General features: G+C 66.4%; 19 protein-coding genes. 8 read left to right on the forward strand and 11 right to left on the reverse strand.

The features are described 5' to 3' along the window. Window positions 1-23: 23 nt before the first annotated feature. Window positions 24-641 (reverse strand): LysE family translocator, encoded by a 618-nt coding sequence (locus ACP153_RS18385; RefSeq protein WP_424972477.1) that lies wholly within the window; start codon window positions 639-641, stop codon window positions 24-26. Window positions 642-759: 118 nt separating this feature from the next. On the opposite strand from ACP153_RS18385, the gene ACP153_RS18390 reads away from it, so the two are divergent. The 4 genes from ACP153_RS18390 to ACP153_RS18405 all read left to right on the forward strand — a co-directional run bounded on the left by ACP153_RS18390 (window position 760) and on the right by ACP153_RS18405 (window position 3,288). Further along, on the forward strand, window positions 760-1,419 hold the full coding sequence (locus tag ACP153_RS18390; RefSeq protein ID WP_424972586.1) for an RluA family pseudouridine synthase: 660 nt from the start codon (window positions 760-762) through the stop codon (window positions 1,417-1,419). Between the two features lie 508 nt (window positions 1,420-1,927). Then, on the forward strand, window positions 1,928-2,593 hold the full coding sequence (gene pgsA / locus ACP153_RS18395; RefSeq protein WP_424972478.1) for a CDP-diacylglycerol--glycerol-3-phosphate 3-phosphatidyltransferase: 666 nt from the start codon (window positions 1,928-1,930) through the stop codon (window positions 2,591-2,593). Next, window positions 2,590-2,841: a molybdopterin converting factor subunit 1 gene (moaD, locus tag ACP153_RS18400; RefSeq protein ID WP_424972479.1), complete on the forward strand. Its 252-nt coding sequence runs from the start codon at window positions 2,590-2,592 to the stop codon at window positions 2,839-2,841. Before pgsA ends, moaD begins: the two co-directional genes overlap by 4 nt. 3 nt (window positions 2,842-2,844) lie before the next feature. Then, window positions 2,845-3,288 (forward strand): molybdenum cofactor biosynthesis protein MoaE, encoded by a 444-nt coding sequence (locus tag ACP153_RS18405; protein ID WP_424972480.1) that lies wholly within the window; start codon window positions 2,845-2,847, stop codon window positions 3,286-3,288. A gap of 10 nt (window positions 3,289-3,298) precedes the next feature. Here the strand turns inward: ACP153_RS18405 and ACP153_RS18410 are convergent, their stop codons facing one another. The 3 genes from ACP153_RS18410 to ubiA form a co-directional block, all read right to left on the reverse strand. Further along, window positions 3,299-3,613: a hypothetical protein gene (locus tag ACP153_RS18410; RefSeq protein WP_424972481.1), complete on the reverse strand. Its 315-nt coding sequence runs from the start codon at window positions 3,611-3,613 to the stop codon at window positions 3,299-3,301. Continuing rightward, window positions 3,610-5,469 carry an OmpA family protein gene (locus ACP153_RS18415; RefSeq protein ID WP_424972482.1) on the reverse strand — a complete coding sequence of 620 codons (1,860 nt, stop codon included), beginning with the start codon at window positions 5,467-5,469 and terminating at the stop codon, window positions 3,610-3,612. Before ACP153_RS18415 ends, ACP153_RS18410 begins: the two co-directional genes overlap by 4 nt. Before the next feature lie 61 nt (window positions 5,470-5,530). Beyond that, the gene (ubiA, locus tag ACP153_RS18420) at window positions 5,531-6,499 is read right to left on the reverse strand and encodes a 4-hydroxybenzoate octaprenyltransferase (protein WP_424972483.1); all 969 of its coding nucleotides are present in this window, start codon (window positions 6,497-6,499) and stop codon (window positions 5,531-5,533) included. A 27-nt stretch (window positions 6,500-6,526) separates the two neighbouring features. Between ubiA and ACP153_RS18425 the strand changes: the two genes are divergently transcribed. The 4 genes from ACP153_RS18425 to ACP153_RS18440 all read left to right on the forward strand — a co-directional run bounded on the left by ACP153_RS18425 (window position 6,527) and on the right by ACP153_RS18440 (window position 10,046). After that, a complete protein-coding gene (locus tag ACP153_RS18425; RefSeq protein ID WP_424972484.1) occupies window positions 6,527-7,285 on the forward strand; it encodes a 16S rRNA (uracil(1498)-N(3))-methyltransferase in 759 nt (252 codons plus the stop codon). Between the two features lie 113 nt (window positions 7,286-7,398). Continuing rightward, on the forward strand, window positions 7,399-8,025 hold the full coding sequence (locus ACP153_RS18430) for a VPLPA-CTERM sorting domain-containing protein (protein WP_424972485.1): 627 nt from the start codon (window positions 7,399-7,401) through the stop codon (window positions 8,023-8,025). A 72-nt stretch (window positions 8,026-8,097) separates the two neighbouring features. Beyond that, window positions 8,098-8,631 (forward strand): hypothetical protein, encoded by a 534-nt coding sequence (locus ACP153_RS18435; RefSeq protein ID WP_424972486.1) that lies wholly within the window; start codon window positions 8,098-8,100, stop codon window positions 8,629-8,631. Between the two features lie 44 nt (window positions 8,632-8,675). Then, window positions 8,676-10,046: a glutamate--cysteine ligase gene (locus ACP153_RS18440; protein WP_424972487.1), complete on the forward strand. Its 1,371-nt coding sequence runs from the start codon at window positions 8,676-8,678 to the stop codon at window positions 10,044-10,046. A 50-nt stretch (window positions 10,047-10,096) separates the two neighbouring features. On the opposite strand, the gene ACP153_RS18445 is transcribed toward ACP153_RS18440, so the two are convergent. From ACP153_RS18445 to ACP153_RS18475, 7 genes are read right to left on the reverse strand one after another with little or no spacing between them, the layout of a single operon-like run. Beyond that, entirely contained in the window at window positions 10,097-10,378 is a 282-nt protein-coding gene (locus ACP153_RS18445; RefSeq protein ID WP_424972488.1) for a DUF805 domain-containing protein, read from the reverse strand. Between the two features lie 58 nt (window positions 10,379-10,436). Further along, complete coding sequence (locus tag ACP153_RS18450; protein WP_424972489.1) at window positions 10,437-10,937, reverse strand: DUF805 domain-containing protein; 501 nt, start codon at window positions 10,935-10,937, stop codon at window positions 10,437-10,439. Window positions 10,938-10,939: 2 nt separating this feature from the next. Further along, window positions 10,940-11,554, reverse strand: a complete 615-nt coding sequence (gene plsY / locus ACP153_RS18455; RefSeq protein WP_424972490.1) for a glycerol-3-phosphate 1-O-acyltransferase PlsY — start codon at window positions 11,552-11,554, stop codon at window positions 10,940-10,942. Further along, window positions 11,554-12,849, reverse strand: a complete 1,296-nt coding sequence (gene pyrC, locus ACP153_RS18460; RefSeq protein ID WP_424972491.1) for a dihydroorotase — start codon at window positions 12,847-12,849, stop codon at window positions 11,554-11,556. Before pyrC ends, plsY begins: the two co-directional genes overlap by 1 nt. After that, window positions 12,849-13,421: a hypothetical protein gene (locus tag ACP153_RS18465; protein WP_424972492.1), complete on the reverse strand. Its 573-nt coding sequence runs from the start codon at window positions 13,419-13,421 to the stop codon at window positions 12,849-12,851. The genes pyrC and ACP153_RS18465 overlap by 1 nt, the downstream gene beginning before the upstream one ends. Further along, window positions 13,418-13,846 carry a hypothetical protein gene (locus ACP153_RS18470; protein WP_424972493.1) on the reverse strand — a complete coding sequence of 143 codons (429 nt, stop codon included), beginning with the start codon at window positions 13,844-13,846 and terminating at the stop codon, window positions 13,418-13,420. The genes ACP153_RS18465 and ACP153_RS18470 overlap by 4 nt, the downstream gene beginning before the upstream one ends. Beyond that, entirely contained in the window at window positions 13,843-14,793 is a 951-nt protein-coding gene (locus ACP153_RS18475) for an aspartate carbamoyltransferase catalytic subunit (protein ID WP_424972494.1), read from the reverse strand. The genes ACP153_RS18470 and ACP153_RS18475 overlap by 4 nt, the downstream gene beginning before the upstream one ends. Between the last annotated feature and the right edge of the window lie 41 nt (window positions 14,794-14,834).

A 14,834-nucleotide genomic window follows, 5' to 3' on the forward strand; every position in this document is an offset into this window, starting at 1 on the left:
AAGCCAAAGCTTCGTGATCGGGTTCAGCCCGCGACGGTTGTGGGCGAGAGGCCGAGGGCGATGCCATAGGCGATAAAACAGAGCGCCAGCGCTCGGCGGACCCAGACATTCAGGATCGCGCCCAGGGCCAGCTTGCCCAGCCCGACCCCGAGTGCGGTGTAGCCGCAATAGGAGAGCGCCGTGAGCGTCAGCGCCGTGGGCACAATGACGGACATCTGCGACAGGATCGGCACATCCGGCTGCACGAATTGCGAGAAGGCAGCGAGATAACCCGCAAGGCTTTTGGCGTTGAACGTGGCGATGGCCAGCGCCCGGAGATAGATCGACCGGCCCCCCGTGGCCGGGCGCACGGGCTGGGTCGCCGTCAGCCAGGCCCGGATCCCGAGCCCGACCAGCACTGCCGCCCCGCCCAGCTTGACCCAGGCAAAGACATCCGGCGCCGCCGTGATCAGGGCCGTGACCCCCAGCGCCGAGAGCGCGAGGAACAAGCTCGCCTGTGTGAGGATCCCCACCACACCCCAGAGCGCCTTGGGCAGCCCATGGTCGATCCCGTTGGCGATGCAGTTCACCGCATTCGGACCGGGTGTCGTCACGAACAGCGCCCAGAACAGGGCGAAGACGGTCCAGGCTTCGAAACTCATGGGGCCTCCGGGAAGTGCGCGCACCCTAGGGGCACCTCTTGCAGAGGCCAAGGGGATGCGCGGGGCTGATCTGCAAAAACCGCTGTCGCCCGGCGCGCGGCTCTCTTATGACGCTGGCATGCCGCCCCTGCCGCCTGATACCTACGCGCCGCCGCAAGAGCCCCTGCGCCTCATCCATGAGGACGCGCATCTTCTGCTGGTGGACAAGCCCTCCGGGCTCTTGTCGGTGCCCGGGCGCGGGCCCGAGCTTGCCGATTGCCTGCTGAGCCGGGTGCAGGCGGCCTTTCCCGATGCGCTGCTGGTGCATCGGCTGGACCGGGATACCTCGGGGCTGATGGTGTTCGCGCTGACGCCCCATGCCCAACGGCATCTGGGCCTGCAATTCGAGAAACGGCAGATGCGCAAGAGCTATGTGGCGCGGGTCTGGGGTGCGATGACCGAGAAGACCGGCACCGTGGATCTGCCCCTGATCGTGGATTGGCCGAACCGCCCCTTGCAGAAAGTCGATCACGAGACCGGCAAGCCCGCCGTGACCGATTGGCGGGTCCTGCGTGTCGGCGACGGCGAGAGCCGGGTGCGGCTGAGCCCCAAGACCGGGCGTTCGCATCAGTTGCGCGTGCATATGCAGTCTCTGGGTCATCCGATCCTCGGCGATCCGTTCTACGCCACGGGTCCCGCACGCGCCTTTCCGCGTCTGATGCTGCACTCGGAATCCCTGCGTCTGCGCCATCCGGAGGGCGGCGTGGGCATGACCTTCCGCGCGCCCGTGCCGTTCTGAGGCGAACAGTGTGGCTTGAAACCGCTCACCTTGCCGCTAGGTCATCAGCGATTCGTCGCTGATTCGAGACAAAAGGCCTAGATCGACTAGTGGCTGGGTGTCCTGCGGGCACAACATCTTGTTTTGCTACATCCGGGGGTTGTGTGCACCCGCAGAAACCGCAGTCGCTTTTTGCGATTCTCCGGAGCCATGTTACCGTTTTTTCACCAAGGCAATCATTGGGCCCTGGGGGGAAGTATTGAAGTGAGAAACGCTGCGGCGCGTGGGGCGTAGGGGGATGGTACGAGCCTACTGTTTTAGTCGCGTGTCGCAGCAATTTCTTCGACCACATCCCGTCTGACGCGGTCTGTGCACCGCTCCCACGATCCGGAACCGAACCTTGCGCCCTGCGATCCGCGGGGCCGTTTTTCTGTCCGCGCACTGCGCATACAGGTCTGCGACCGCCTGTAGCTCTGTTTCCCGGAGGTTCCCCTTTCCGCGCCCTGTTGCAGCGGCTACAAGGTGCGTCATGCGCTGGACTATTCCGAATATGATGACCATCGCGCGGTTGCTTGCGGCACCCGCTGTGGCTGTCGTGTTTGCTCTGCTGCCGCGCCCGCTTGCCGATTGGGTGGCGCTGGCCTTGTTCATCGGCGCGTCCCTGACCGATTTTCTCGATGGCTGGATCGCGCGTGCCTGGGGGCAGACCTCGCGCTTTGGGGCGATGCTCGACCCGATTGCTGATAAGGCCATGGTGATCACTGCGCTGGCCGTGGTCATGGCGCTGAGCGCGCTGGACCCGCTGGTGATGATCCCGGCGGCGGTGATCCTCTTCCGCGAGGTGTTCGTCTCGGGCCTGCGAGAGTTTCTGGGCGCGGATGCGAGTAAGCTCGCGGTGACGAAGCTCGCCAAGTGGAAGACCACCGCCCAGATGGTCTCCATCGCGGTGCTGATCGGGGCGATCGCCTTGGAATACATGCATCTTTCGGCCTTTGGCAGTCTGACCCGCGAGGCCTATCAGGCCGCGCTCGACAGTGGTCCGCAGGATTGGAACACGGTCTGGCTTTCGGCGGTGATCGGGGTGCCGGCGGCGTTTCTCGGGATGGCGCTCCTGTGGGTGGCGGCCGTCCTGACCCTGGTGACCGGCGCGGACTACTTCCTGAAATCCCTGCCCTTTTTGTCGGAGAAGCCATGAAACTTGACGTTCTCTACTTCGCCTGGCTGCGTGAGCGGATCGGCCTGTCGCAGGAGCGGATCGAGACCGACGCCAAGACCGTGGCCGACCTGGTCGCCGAGTTGCGCGCCCGGGAAGAGCGCTATGAGTTGGCTTTCTCGGACCTCTCGGCCATTCGCGTGGCCGTGGATCAGGACCTGACCGAGTTCGATGCGGATCTGTCTGACGCGCGCGAAGTGGCGTTCTTTCCGCCGATGACGGGCGGCTGAGCCTTGACCGTGCGCGTGCAGGAGGCGCCCTTCGCGCCGGGGGCAGAGCTCGACTCCTTCGCCATGGGGCGGACGGATATGGGCGCAATCGTCAGCTTCACTGGGGTTGTGCGCGACCTGGCCCAAGGCGATCTCGACGTGATGGAGATCGAGCATTACCCGGGCATGACCGAGCGCGCGATTGCCAAGATCGTGGACGAAGCGATGACCCGCTGGTCCTTGGGCGATGCGCTGGTCATCCACCGTTATGGCCGCATGGGGCCGGGGGACCGGATCATGATGGTGGCCACGGCAGCCCCGCACCGAGTCGATGCCTTTGCGGCGGCCGAATTCCTGATGGATTACCTGAAATCCCGGGCTCCCTTCTGGAAGAAGGAAATCACGGGCAGCGGTGCGGAATGGGTCGCAGCGACCGAGGAAGACGAGGCCGCGCTGACCCGCTGGTAGGTGCCCCGCTCTAGCGTTCGAGCCGACTGCGCAGGTCCTGCGCCTCGGCGCGGGCTTCGCGCAACCCGTCCATGGCGGCGGCCAGCTCCGCTTCGGTCTGGGTCATGGCATTGGTCAACTCGCGCTCCCGCTGGGCCAGATGATCCAGGGCATCATCCCGGGCTTCTTCGGCCTCATGGAGCGCCTGGGCCATGCTTTCCAGCTCCCCAAGCTCCGCCTTGGTCACCCGCGACAGGCGCGCAATGGCCCAATGGGTGAACCAGCCCAAGAGGAAGACCACGAACAGGATGACCGCCGTGGCGACGATGAATTCTGTCTGGTTCATTCTGCGGGTCCTTCGCTTGGCTCGTCTGTCTCTCCGGGCGTGCGCACGGGCGGGGTTGGCGGCGTGAAGCTGATCCGCCGGTTCGCCTCGCGTCCCGCTGCCGTAGAGTTATCCGCAATCGGGGCCGCTTCGCCATAGCCGATGGCCACGAGGTTGCCCGTCAGAAGCCGCCGTTCCGCCAGCGCGGCCAGCACCGCATCGGCCCGGGCCTGGCTGAGATTGAGGTTCATGCTCTCGCGGCCCTGATTGTCCGTGTGCCCGGCGATCTCAAACTGCACATGGGCGCAATCGGCCAGCACCTCGGCGATCCGGTCGATGATGCCCCGCGCCTCCGCTGCGATCTGCGATGAGCCTGGATCGAAGGTGATCTTGCCCTCGGCCTGAATCGCATCAATGCGGGCAAAGCACTCCTCTTCAGTGGGCAGGGCCGTGGCCGGATCGAGGATCGGGTCATAGCGCACGTCGAGACGCAGATCGGCCTCCTCCGGGATCCGCTGGGACAGAAGCTGCGCGACCTCGGCGGGCAGGCTTTCATCCCCCGTGCGTCCGGCCAGTCGCACGAAATCCGGCGAGACCGTGACCGAGCCATTGTGCAGATGACTGAGCGCCTCGACCGCGGCCAGCACGCGGATCGACCAGCCCTCGGGCACCTCCGGCGCGATGGCGGTGGCGCTATAGACATTGTCCGCGCCAAAGAGCGCTTCGGCCAAGGCCGCGGTGACCTCCTTGCGGGTCTCGTCGGTCACATGGCCGCGCAACTGCACCAGCCCCTCGGGGCTGAGCGTGCCGGTAAAGCGCAAGCGTTCGGTCTCAAAAATGCCGGGGCGCGGGGCTTCGGGCTGGGCCAGCGCGCTGCTGAGCGAGAAGACCGCCGGCAGATCCGCGCCAAGCTCGGACGTGACGCGGTCAAAGAGGGCGCGGTTCGTGCCCACCGCCCCGACAAGCGTGACATCCGCATCCGAGAGCGTGACGGTGCCGCCGCCCAGCTCGCCGATGGCCGCGATGCTGCGACTGGCCGCCGCCGCCCAACTGGGGGAGGGTGCGCCAAGGCCTAGCCGGCAGGTCGTGTCCGCCGGTGCGCCCGCCGCGCGCGCCGCCTCTAGGATCCGATCCCGCGCGGCCTCGGTGTCGGCGGCGCAGGCGTCGAACCCGGTGCTGTCTTCGGTCTTGGTGAACCGCAGCAGGAAAGGGGTAATCGCCGGGCGCGGGGCCGAAATCTCCAAGGTTACGATCAGGCCAGCCGGGGCCAATCGCGTCAGCCGGGTCTCCAGCGCCTCCTTGGCCTCCTGGCTGTCCACCAGGGCGCTCACATGCACCGCCTCGGCGGTCACGCTGATCTTGGCGCGGGGCAGGCTGCGCGCGGTCTCCAGCGCGAAATCCACCGCGCCGAGCCAGCGCGTCGGCACCGGGAAATCCGCCGTTTCCACCATGTTGGTGACCGGGCCCAGATCGCGCGTCCCGTCCGCCAGCAGATCCGTGCCCATGGCTGCGGGGACCAGCCCGATGATCGACAGGCCATCGGAGTTGCGGAGCAGCTCCAGCGAGAAGCGCGGCGGCGCGATCTCGGTCGCCTCGGCCACGTCCATGCCGTCGATGATCAGGTTCGGGGCCACCACATTGCCCACGGCGGACAGGGCTGCAAAGCGCGCCGCCTCGTCGGGCGCGGTGCCCAGCACGGTCACGCGCAGCCCGTCGATCCGGGCCTGGGCAAACTCCGCCTCCGCTGTGGCGAGGGCGGTTTCCACCCCGGCCAGGGTGCGGGCCTCGACCTCGAGCACGATCGCCCGCGCGGCGAACCCGCTGGCCACGGCGGCACTGATCAGGGCGAGGGCGGGCAGAACTCTGCGCTTGGTCATGGGCACCAGGACGGTTGTAAAACGGTCCCCCGGTCCTACCGCCAGTGGCGCGCGGGTGCAATCAGACCAGCAGCGTCACGGCGAGAAACAGCGCGAGAATGAGCCCCGTGTCGCGGTTCGAACGAAAGAGGCGCAGGCAGGTGCCCGGATCCTCGGTGTCGAGCTGGCGGAGCTGCCAGAGCATGTGCCAGCCAAAAGCCCAGACACCGCCCAGCCCGAGCGCGAGCGCCAGCGGCGCGCCCAGCGGGGCCAGGGCGGTGATCACCGCGCCGCCTGCGAGCACCGTGGCCGCGATCAGGAACCCGCCCAGCCAGCGCCGGGATTGCGCCCCGAAGAGCCGCGCGGTGGATTTCACCCCGATCAGCGCGTCATCCTCGGTGTCCTGATGGGCATAGATCGTGTCGTAGAACAGGGTCCAGGCGATCCCCGCCACATAGAGCAGCACGCTTGGCGCATCAAAGACCGTGCCCGTCTCCGCCGTCCAGGCCAGCAGCGCACCCCAGTTGAAGGCCAGGCCGAGGAAGACCTGCGGCCACCAGGTGAAGCGCTTGGCAAAAGGATAGATGCAGACCAGCGCGAGGGACCCGATCCCCAGCAAGATCGCGGGCAGGTTGAAGGTCAGCAGGATCCCGAAGGCCAGGAGCGACTGGATCACCATCCAGACCAGCGCGCCGCGCACGGTGACCTGCCCCGAGGGGATCGGCCGGGACCGGGTGCGCGCGACCTGCGCGTCATAGTCCCGGTCGGTGATGTCATTCCAGGTGCAGCCCGCCCCGCGCATCAGGAAGGCTCCAATCGCGCAGCCCATCAGGATCCACGCGGTACCGAGGTCGAACCCCTCCCCCGCCGACGCCCCCAAGAGCGCCGCCCACCAGCAGGGCAGCAGCAGAAGCCATGTCCCGATGGGCCGGTCCGCCCGGCTCAGGCGCAGATAGGGGCGCGTGGCCTCGGGCGCATAGCGGTCGACCCAGTTATCGGGGGGGGCATCCGCAACGATGCCCGTGCCTTCGGTCTGCGCGTCGTTGCTCATCGGATCAGCCCCTCATATGTTGCGGTCATGTCGGCCGGAAAGATCAGGCTCTATGTAGAGCACCCGTTGGGGGAGGGGCAAACGCTTGGTTTGTCGCGGGATCAGGCCCATTACCTGTTTGGCGTCATGCGGCGGAAATTGGGGGAGGTTGTGACCCTCTTCAACGGGCGCGATGGCGCCTGGGCGGCCGAGGTGGTCGAGGCGGGCAAACGTGGAGGCGTGCTGGCCGTGCAGGCCCAGACGGCGCCGCAACGGGATCCGCCGGATCTCTGGCTCTGTTTCGCGCCAATCAAGAAGGCGCGCACGGATTTCATCGTCGAGAAGGCGACCGAGATGGGGGCTGCGCGGATCCAGCCCGTGCAAACGGCTTTCACCAATGCCGAGCGCATCCGTCGTGACCGGTTGCAGGCCCATGCGGTCGAAGCGGCTGAGCAATGCGGCGGGACTTTTGTGCCGCCGGTCGCCGATCTGACCTCGCTCGATGCGCTCTTGCGGGACTGGCCGGCAGACCGCCGGTTGATGTTCTGCGACGAGGCGCTGGCCTCCGATGACGCGCAACAGGCCGGTCCGGGCGTGTCCGCGCCCTCGTGCAGCGAGGGCGCCGCGGGGGCCCCCTGGGCGATCCTGATCGGTCCCGAAGGCGGGTTCTCCGACGCCGAGCGCGCGCGCCTGCGCGCCATGCCCCAGGCCGAAACGGTGCAGCTCGGCCCGAGGATCCTACGGGCGGATACGGCAGCGGTCGCGGCGCTGGCTCTCTGGCAGCAGCGCCTTGGCGATTGGCGCTGAGCGCAGCCTTCCCCTTCGTAAACCAACCTCTCAGTTCTTTTGGCGCGAAGCTTGACCGGTTTTTACAACTTGCCTAAAATTTGACCATTACCAGTGCCCAGGGAGGACCCCATATGCCCCATTTCAACGTTTTTGCGACGATCGGAGCCCTCGCGCTGTCCGCGAGTGTCGCCCAAGCCGCGCCTGTTTCCCCCGTCAGCTATGACATGCTCAACGGTGAGACCGGGAGTTTTACCTATTTCGATGATACCTATAACGGCACGGTTTCCGGGCGGAACCTGAGCGGAGGAACCGGCGACCTGACCGATGGTGTGATCGCGGGATCGAACTGGAACTCCAATGGTCAGACCAGCTCAACCCCCTATGTGGGCTGGGCGGGCGAGAACCCGCGCATCGCTTTCGTCTTCGACCAGGTCTATGATTTCAACTCGGCCACCTTCTATTTCGACCACTCGAACCAAGGTGGGGTGGACCAGCCGGGAGCGGTTGCCATCAACGGGGACAGCGAAGCCGTACCTTTCCAGCCGGGCAGTGCGCCTTTCGCCTTTACCTATGACCTGACCGGGCAAATGACGGACACGCTGGTGGTGGATATCACCCGCACGGGCGGTTGGGTGTTCCTGTCCGAAGTGACCTTTGATGCCAATGTCTCGCCGGTCCCGCTTCCGGCCAGCGCGCTCCTGCTTTTGAGCGGTGTTGCGGGGCTCGGGGCCATGCGGCGCGCCAAACGACGGAGCTAGACCCGTCTTGTTGATTTGAACAGACCGAGCGCAGGCCGTAAAACGCCTGCGTTTCTCTGTTCAGGTGCGCCCATGCCCTTTATCCGACCCGAGATAGCCACCAAGATGCGCGACTGGCGCGAGGTGCTGATCTGTATCGCTGTGCTGCTGCTCGGGCTCTGGATGACCCAGCAGCCCGGACCGGTGGTCAAGGGGGTGGGCCTCGTGGTCGCCCTGGCCGGGGGCGGGCTCGGCTTTGTGGCGGCCCGGCGCAAACGGTTCGCGGCCGAGGATGCCGCACCCGGTGTCGTGACGGTTGATGAGCGCGAGATCACCTATATGGGTCCGATTGCGGGCGGATCTGTCGATCTCGACACGCTTTCCGTGCTGCGCCTGCGCCGCCAGGGGGCGCGGCGGGTCTGGCTCTTGCAGACCGAAGACGGCAATGCGCTGGCCATTCCCCATGGGGCGGCTGGCGAGGCAAAGCTCTTTGACGCCTTCGCGGCCCTGCCCGGGCTGCACATGCCTGGTCTTCTCGCAGCGCTGGAGGCAGCCGGGGATGGCTCGGTGATTGTGTGGCAGCGCACAATGGATCCCAAAGGCCTGCGCTTGACTTCTGGATCCTGACGGGACACCCCGGTGTTAAGAAACGGCCTCGGAGAGGAGCCCCCATGTCCATCCCCCAATCCGGCGGCGGTCCGATCGAGAACCGCGCGCAACTGGCCGAGTACCTGAACGCAGGCTGCAAACCCAAGGAAGACTGGCGGATCGGCACCGAGCACGAGAAGTTCGGCTATTGCAAGGACACGCTCAACCCGCTGCCCTATGACGGCGCGCGGTCGATCCGCGCCATGCTCGAAGGTCTGCGGGACCGCTTCGGCTGGGCCCCGGTGCTTGAGGGCGGCAAGATCATCGGGCTGGAAAAGGACGGCGCCAATGTCAGCCTCGAGCCCGGTGGGCAGCTGGAGCTCAGCGGCGCGCCGCTCGTCTCGATCCACGAGACTTGCGACGAGGTGAATGTCCATTTGCGCGAGGTGCAATCCGTCGCCGAGGAAATCGGCGTCGGGTTCATCGGGCTCGGGGCTGCGCCGATTTGGTCGCACGAGCAGATGCCGGTGATGCCCAAGGGCCGCTACAAGCTCATGACCGACTACATGGACCGGGTCGGCACCATGGGCAAAACCATGATGTACCGGACCTGTACAGTGCAGGTGAATCTCGACTTCTCGTCTGAGGCGGACATGGTCCAGAAGCTGCGCGTAGCGCTGGCGCTGCAGCCGGTGGCGACCGCGCTCTTTGCGAATTCCCCCTTCCTTGATGGCAAGCCCAATGGCCACAAGAGCTGGCGCAGCCGGGTCTGGCGGGATCTCGATGCGGATCGCACGGGCATGCTGCCCTTCGTCTTTGACGAGGGGTTCGGGTTCGAGGCCTGGGTCGAGTATGCGCTCGATGTGCCCATGTATTTCGTCTATCGCGACGGGGTCTATATCGACGCGCTGGGCCAGTCCTTCCGCGATTTCCTCGAGGGCAAGCTCCCTGCGCTGCCTGGGGAAATCCCGACGCTCAGCGACTGGGCAGACCATCTGACGACGATTTTCCCCGAAGCGCGGATCAAGAAGTTCATCGAAATGCGCGGGGCCGATGGCGGCCCGTGGCGCAGGCTCTGCGCGTTGCCGGCCTTCTGGGTCGGGCTGACCTATGACCAAAGCGCGCTCGATGCGGCTTGGGATCTGGTGAAGGACTGGGATGCGGAGACCCGGGATGCGCTGCGCGTGGCAGCCTCCGTGGACGGGCTGCAGGCGGAGGTCGGGGGCATCAAGATGCACGATCTGGCCCGCGAGGTGGTGGCAATTTCCGAGGCCGGGCTCGCCGCGCGCGCCAAGCCCGGAGCCGGGGGCATGATCCCGGACGAGACCCATTTCCTCAACGCGCTGAAAGACAGCCTAGAGACAGGCCGCGTGCCCGCCGATGACCTTCTGGCCGAGTACCACGGGGCCTGGGACGGCGATCTGTCAAAGATCTACGGCGCCTATAGCTACTGATCGCGGGCCGGAGCCTGGGTGCCGGGCTGCGCGGTCATGACAAAAATGACCTACGGCCCCGCGACCGGCACCAACAAGAGGAATGCCCAGTACCCGGAGCGGTCCGTGTCGTGAAGCCGCCGCACCAGAACGGCCAGCATCGGCAGCAGGAAGATCAGAGCAAACAGTGCTGTCAGAGCGATGATACCGCTGTTGAGCGCTTCTAGTTTTGCAAAACCCTGTGTGCCCAGGAAGTAAAACAGGAAAAACCCACAGAACTCTCGCCGGCTGGCCCGGCCCGAGAAGTCCGCGAAACGCTGCAGACCGGTCTTTACAGGGTCCACAAACACCATGAAGGGGACACTTCCCTGCTCGGGATGCGGGGCAGGGCGGCGCGGGTCCGACGTCATGTCAGGAGGGCGCTTGCTTGACCCGCGCGAGATAGAGCGCGTGGACCTCGGCCTTGCGGTCTTCTTCGGTGCTCGGCCCACGCTGGCTCGGCTTCGGGGGTTTCGCTCTGCGGCGCGGGCCGGAGGAGGCACCAAACCGGTTCGGCCCCTCCGTGCCGGGCAGCAGGCTGAAGACAAACAACACCAGCGCCCCGACAAGCGGCACAAAGGCGATCAGACACCAGAAGCCGGATCGGTCGATGTCATGTAGTCGCCGCACAAGCAGGCTCAAGGACGGGAGCGAGAACAGAAAGAAACTGGCCAAGGCATAGGCCGGATCGCGGAGCTTGGCTTCGAGCGCGAGCAGCGTCTCGGGCGTCATCAGAACCACGCCAGCCAAGACAAGCCCGACGCCGACGAGAAACAGGAAAAGGTGGAAATACCAGTACTGCGCCCGGCTCGCCCGACCGCCGAAATTCAGGATGTTGACATAGGCGGAAAGGACGGCGCGCAGAAACCCCATCTCTACCCTTTCTTTTTGGCTCCGATCTTCGGTTCAGAGCCAGAAAGCAGGCGAATTATGTTCTCTCTATGGCGGATCCAGATCAAAACGCCGAGGAATGTACAGAACGCGACCGCGTCCGGGCGGCCAAAGCCCCAGGCGAAGACCGGGGTCATCAGCGCCGCGATCAGCGCCGAGAGGGACGAAAACCGGAAGGCCGCGGCGCAGAGCAGCCAGATCACGCAGGCGGCCACGCCCAGGGGCCAGGCCAGCGCGAGGAGCGTGCCGAGGAAGGTCGCGACCCCCTTGCCGCCCTTGAATTTCAGGTAGACGGGAAAGCAATGGCCGAAAAACGCCGCCGCCCCGGCGAGTTGTGCGGCATCCTCGCCAAAGGCCGCCCGGGCGATCAGGACCGCCACGGCCCCCTTGCCCGCATCGAGGATCAGCGTCGCCGCTGCTGCCGGTTTGCTGCCCGTGCGCAGCACATTGGTCGCACCGATATTGCCCGAGCCGATCTCGCGCAGATTGCCAAGGCCCATCAGTTTGGCGATGACCATCCCGAACGGCACCGCGCCCAGCAGATAGGCGGCCAGCGCCACGAGGGCGAGCAGGCCCGGCGCGGTGGTGATCTCGGGCATCAGAGCCCCTCCCGCGCGTAGATCTGGGTGCCGCCGACAAAGCAGCGCAGGACCCGGCCCTGCATCCGCGCGCCGTCAAAGGGGGTGTTCTTGGATTTCGATTGCAGCTTGGTGCGGTCGAGCACGAAGGGCGCATCCGGATCAAACACCACCAGATCCGCCGGCGCGCCGATCTCCAGCCGCCCCTGGGGCAGGCCGAGGCGGTCGGCGGGGTTCAGGCTCAGCGCGCGCCACAGCACGGGCAGGCTGAGATGGCCGGAATGAACGAGCCGCAGCGCCGCGGGCAGCAGCGTCTCGAGCCCGACCGCGCCGGAGGCGGCCTCCTCGAACGGCAGGCGCTTGCTCTCTTCATCCTGCGGCGTGTGCATGGAGCAGATCACGTCGATCACCCCCGTCGCCACAGCATCGACCATGGCGAGGCGGTCGTCTTCGCTGCGCAAGGGCGGCTTGACCTTGAAGAAGGTCCGGTAGTCGCCCACGTCGAACTCGTTCAGGGTCAGGTGATGGATCGAGACACCGGCGGTCACATCGAGCCCGATCTCCTTGGCGCGGGTCAGCGCGGGCAACGCCCGCGCCGTGCTGATCTGGTCCGCATGGTAGCGCGCGCCGGTCATCTCCACGAGGGCGAGATCACGCTCCAGCCCCATGCGTTCGGCCATGGGGGAGACCGCAGGCAAGCCCCGCAAGGTTGCGAACTTGCCCGAGGTCACGGCCGCTCCGGCGCTGAGCCCCGGATCCTGCGGATGGGCCATGACGAGCGCGCCGAGGCTCGCCGCATAGCTCAGGCAGCGGGAAAAGACCTTGGGGTTTTCGACCACATGGTCGCCGTCGGAAAACGCCACCGCGCCCGCATCGCGCAAAAATCCGATCTCGACCATCTCGCGCCCGGCCCGGCCCTTGGTGAGCGCGGCCATGGGGGCGAGGCGCACCGGGCTCATCTGGGCGGCGCGACGGGCGGCGAATTCGAGCGTTTCGGGGCTGTCGATGGTGGGCGAAGTGTCGGCCCGGGTGACCATGGTGGTCACGCCCCCGGCGGCTGCGGCGCGCCCGGCGGTTTTAAAGCTTTCCTTGTGGCGCTCGCCCGGCTCCCCCACCTTGACCCCGATATCCACGATCCCGGGCGCGAGGCATTTGCCCGCGCAATCCACGATCTCGGCTTCTGCGGGCAGGGCATCTGCGGGGGACAGGATCCGGGCAATCGCGCCGTTCTCGATCAGGACCCCGCCTTTGCTCAGGTCGTCGGCGGCAGGATCGATCACGCGGGCGTTGATCAGGGCGGTCGGGCGCTGGGACATCACGCTCCCCCTCGGGCCAAAAGCAGGACAAGCCCCGCCGCCAGCAAAAGTCCCAGCAGCACAAGCGGCAGCTTTCCGGCGCCTTTCGGGGCGGCGGTTGGGGGCGCACTGGCAGGTGCGGGCATCGGGTTGGCGGAGCGCGCGGGCATCGCGCCGCTCAGCGGCGCCTCGGCCATCTTGTAGGCCCCGATAAAGGTCAGATCCGGCCCGGGCCGCAGGCTCTGGGCCCCAAAACCAAGGGCGCGCGACAGCACGATCAGCACCTCGCCCTCCAGCGCGTCGAGCCGGGCGCGATCCGCGCTGAGCGTGTCATGGGGAATGTCCATGGCCGTGGCAAGATACTGGGTCAGGCCCAGATCACGCACATCCGAGACGGTGATCGTCTCTGTATAGGTCGGGTCAATCTCGTCGATGCCGAGCATGGTCTGCAGCCGCGCAGCCTCGGTCGCGATCTGCTCCGGGCTCTGCTCCAGACGGCTCAGAAAGCTCTGGGCGGTGCCGCTGCCCGTGCTGGCGCCGTTGACCGCAAAGATCCGCACCATCCCGGTCTCATTGGCCGGAACCTCGATCATTGGGGAGCCTCATCGCCGGGTTCTGCGGGGGTGGGCCGTGCCCGGGCAGCGCCTGCGACCTGTTCGATGTCGGCTTTCACGGTCTCGGCATCGGCGAGGTATTTGATCAGGTGCTTGTCGCCCTGGGCGGTGATGACCTGCACGGAGCTGCCGAGGCGGCGGACGAGGGTGATGTCGCGCAGGGCCATCTTGCGCCAGCCGGGGCCTTCGAGGCGCTCAGGCCCAAGCTCCCAGGTGATGGCCAGCTCCTCCGAGCTCAGATACCAGCCGCGCAGGGCAATCGCGGCCAGCCCCCCGACCGCGCCGGTCCAGGGATATGGGTTCCCCATGGCCCAGAGCACGCCCATCCCGATGGCCATGGCGATCGCGGCCATGGTCGCATAGGCGCGCAGATAGGCCATCCGGTCCGGACGAATGGTGGTCATACCATCACCCCGGCGGGTGGGGCGTGGAGGTTCCGCGCCAGCAGGTCCATGGCGGCCATACGCACGGCGACGCCCATCTCCACCTGCTCCTGGATCACCGAGCGGTTGATGTCATCGGCCAGCGTGCCGTCGATCTCGACCCCGCGATTCATCGGGCCCGGGTGCATGACGATGGCGTCGGGCTTGGCATAGGCCAGCTTTTCGGCGTCGAGCCCGTAGCGGTGATAGTATTCCCGCTCGGAGGGGATGAACCCGCCATCCATGCGCTCGCGCTGGAGGCGCAGCATCATCACCACATCGACCCCGTCGAGCCCGGCCTCCATGTCCTCATAGACCTCAACGCCGAGGGCAGCGACCTCCGAAGGCATCAGGGTGCGCGGACCCACAAGACGGATCCGGTTCTCCATCTTGCCGAGGAGCAGGATGTTCGAGCGCGCCACGCGGGAATGGGCGATATCCCCGCAGATCGCGATGTTGAGCCGGTGCAGCTTGCCCTTCGCGCGCCGGATTGTCAGCGCATCGAGCAGGGCCTGGGTCGGGTGCTCATGCCGTCCGTCGCCAGCATTCAGCACAGCGCAGTTCACCTTCTCCGCCAAGAGGTTCACCGCCCCGGAATGGGGGTGGCGCACCACCAGCAGGTCCGGGTGCATGGCGTTCAGGGTCATGGCCGTGTCGATCAGGGTCTCGCCCTTTTTGATCGAGGAGGCGCGCACCTCCATATTCATCACATCCGCGCCGAGACGCTTGCCCGCGATCTCGAAGCTGGCCTGGGTGCGGGTGGAGTTCTCGAAGAACATGTTGATCTGGGTGAGGCCGCGCAGGGCGTCCGCGTGCTTGTCCCTGCGGCGGTTCAGATCCGCATAGCGGTCGGCCAGATCGAGCAGGGTGACAATCTCGTCCGGGGCGAGGGTTTCGATGCCCAGAAGGTGGCGCGCGCGAAAGGTCATGGGAGCCTCGGAGTGAGTTGCCCGCTTATAGGCGCAGGCAG

Source organism: Dinoroseobacter sp. S76 (genome assembly GCF_049801095.1).
GTDB lineage: Bacteria > Pseudomonadota > Alphaproteobacteria > Rhodobacterales > Rhodobacteraceae > Dinoroseobacter.

Excerpts from the sequence above, each read along its gene's own strand:
- ACP153_RS18385 (WP_424972477.1), bottom strand. The coding sequence starts at position 641 with ATGAGTTTCGAAGCCTGGACCGTCTTCGCCCTGTTCTGGGCGCTGTTC.
- ACP153_RS18390 (WP_424972586.1), top strand. The coding sequence starts at position 760 with ATGCCGCCCCTGCCGCCTGATACCTACGCGCCGCCGCAAGAGCCCCTG.
- pgsA (WP_424972478.1), top strand. The coding sequence starts at position 1,928 with ATGCGCTGGACTATTCCGAATATGATGACCATCGCGCGGTTGCTTGCG.
- moaD (WP_424972479.1), top strand. The coding sequence starts at position 2,590 with ATGAAACTTGACGTTCTCTACTTCGCCTGGCTGCGTGAGCGGATCGGC.
- ACP153_RS18410 (WP_424972481.1), bottom strand. The coding sequence starts at position 3,613 with ATGAACCAGACAGAATTCATCGTCGCCACGGCGGTCATCCTGTTCGTG.
- ACP153_RS18415 (WP_424972482.1), bottom strand. The coding sequence starts at position 5,469 with ATGACCAAGCGCAGAGTTCTGCCCGCCCTCGCCCTGATCAGTGCCGCC.
- ubiA (WP_424972483.1), bottom strand. The coding sequence starts at position 6,499 with ATGAGCAACGACGCGCAGACCGAAGGCACGGGCATCGTTGCGGATGCC.
- ACP153_RS18425 (WP_424972484.1), top strand. The coding sequence starts at position 6,527 with ATGTCGGCCGGAAAGATCAGGCTCTATGTAGAGCACCCGTTGGGGGAG.
- ACP153_RS18430 (WP_424972485.1), top strand. The coding sequence starts at position 7,399 with ATGCCCCATTTCAACGTTTTTGCGACGATCGGAGCCCTCGCGCTGTCC.
- ACP153_RS18435 (WP_424972486.1), top strand. The coding sequence starts at position 8,098 with ATGCCCTTTATCCGACCCGAGATAGCCACCAAGATGCGCGACTGGCGC.
- ACP153_RS18440 (WP_424972487.1), top strand. The coding sequence starts at position 8,676 with ATGTCCATCCCCCAATCCGGCGGCGGTCCGATCGAGAACCGCGCGCAA.
- ACP153_RS18445 (WP_424972488.1), bottom strand. The coding sequence starts at position 10,378 with ATGGTGTTTGTGGACCCTGTAAAGACCGGTCTGCAGCGTTTCGCGGAC.
- ACP153_RS18450 (WP_424972489.1), bottom strand. The coding sequence starts at position 10,937 with ATGGGGTTTCTGCGCGCCGTCCTTTCCGCCTATGTCAACATCCTGAAT.
- plsY (WP_424972490.1), bottom strand. The coding sequence starts at position 11,554 with ATGCCCGAGATCACCACCGCGCCGGGCCTGCTCGCCCTCGTGGCGCTG.
- pyrC (WP_424972491.1), bottom strand. The coding sequence starts at position 12,849 with ATGTCCCAGCGCCCGACCGCCCTGATCAACGCCCGCGTGATCGATCCT.
- ACP153_RS18465 (WP_424972492.1), bottom strand. The coding sequence starts at position 13,421 with ATGATCGAGGTTCCGGCCAATGAGACCGGGATGGTGCGGATCTTTGCG.
- ACP153_RS18470 (WP_424972493.1), bottom strand. The coding sequence starts at position 13,846 with ATGACCACCATTCGTCCGGACCGGATGGCCTATCTGCGCGCCTATGCG.
- ACP153_RS18475 (WP_424972494.1), bottom strand. The coding sequence starts at position 14,793 with ATGACCTTTCGCGCGCGCCACCTTCTGGGCATCGAAACCCTCGCCCCG.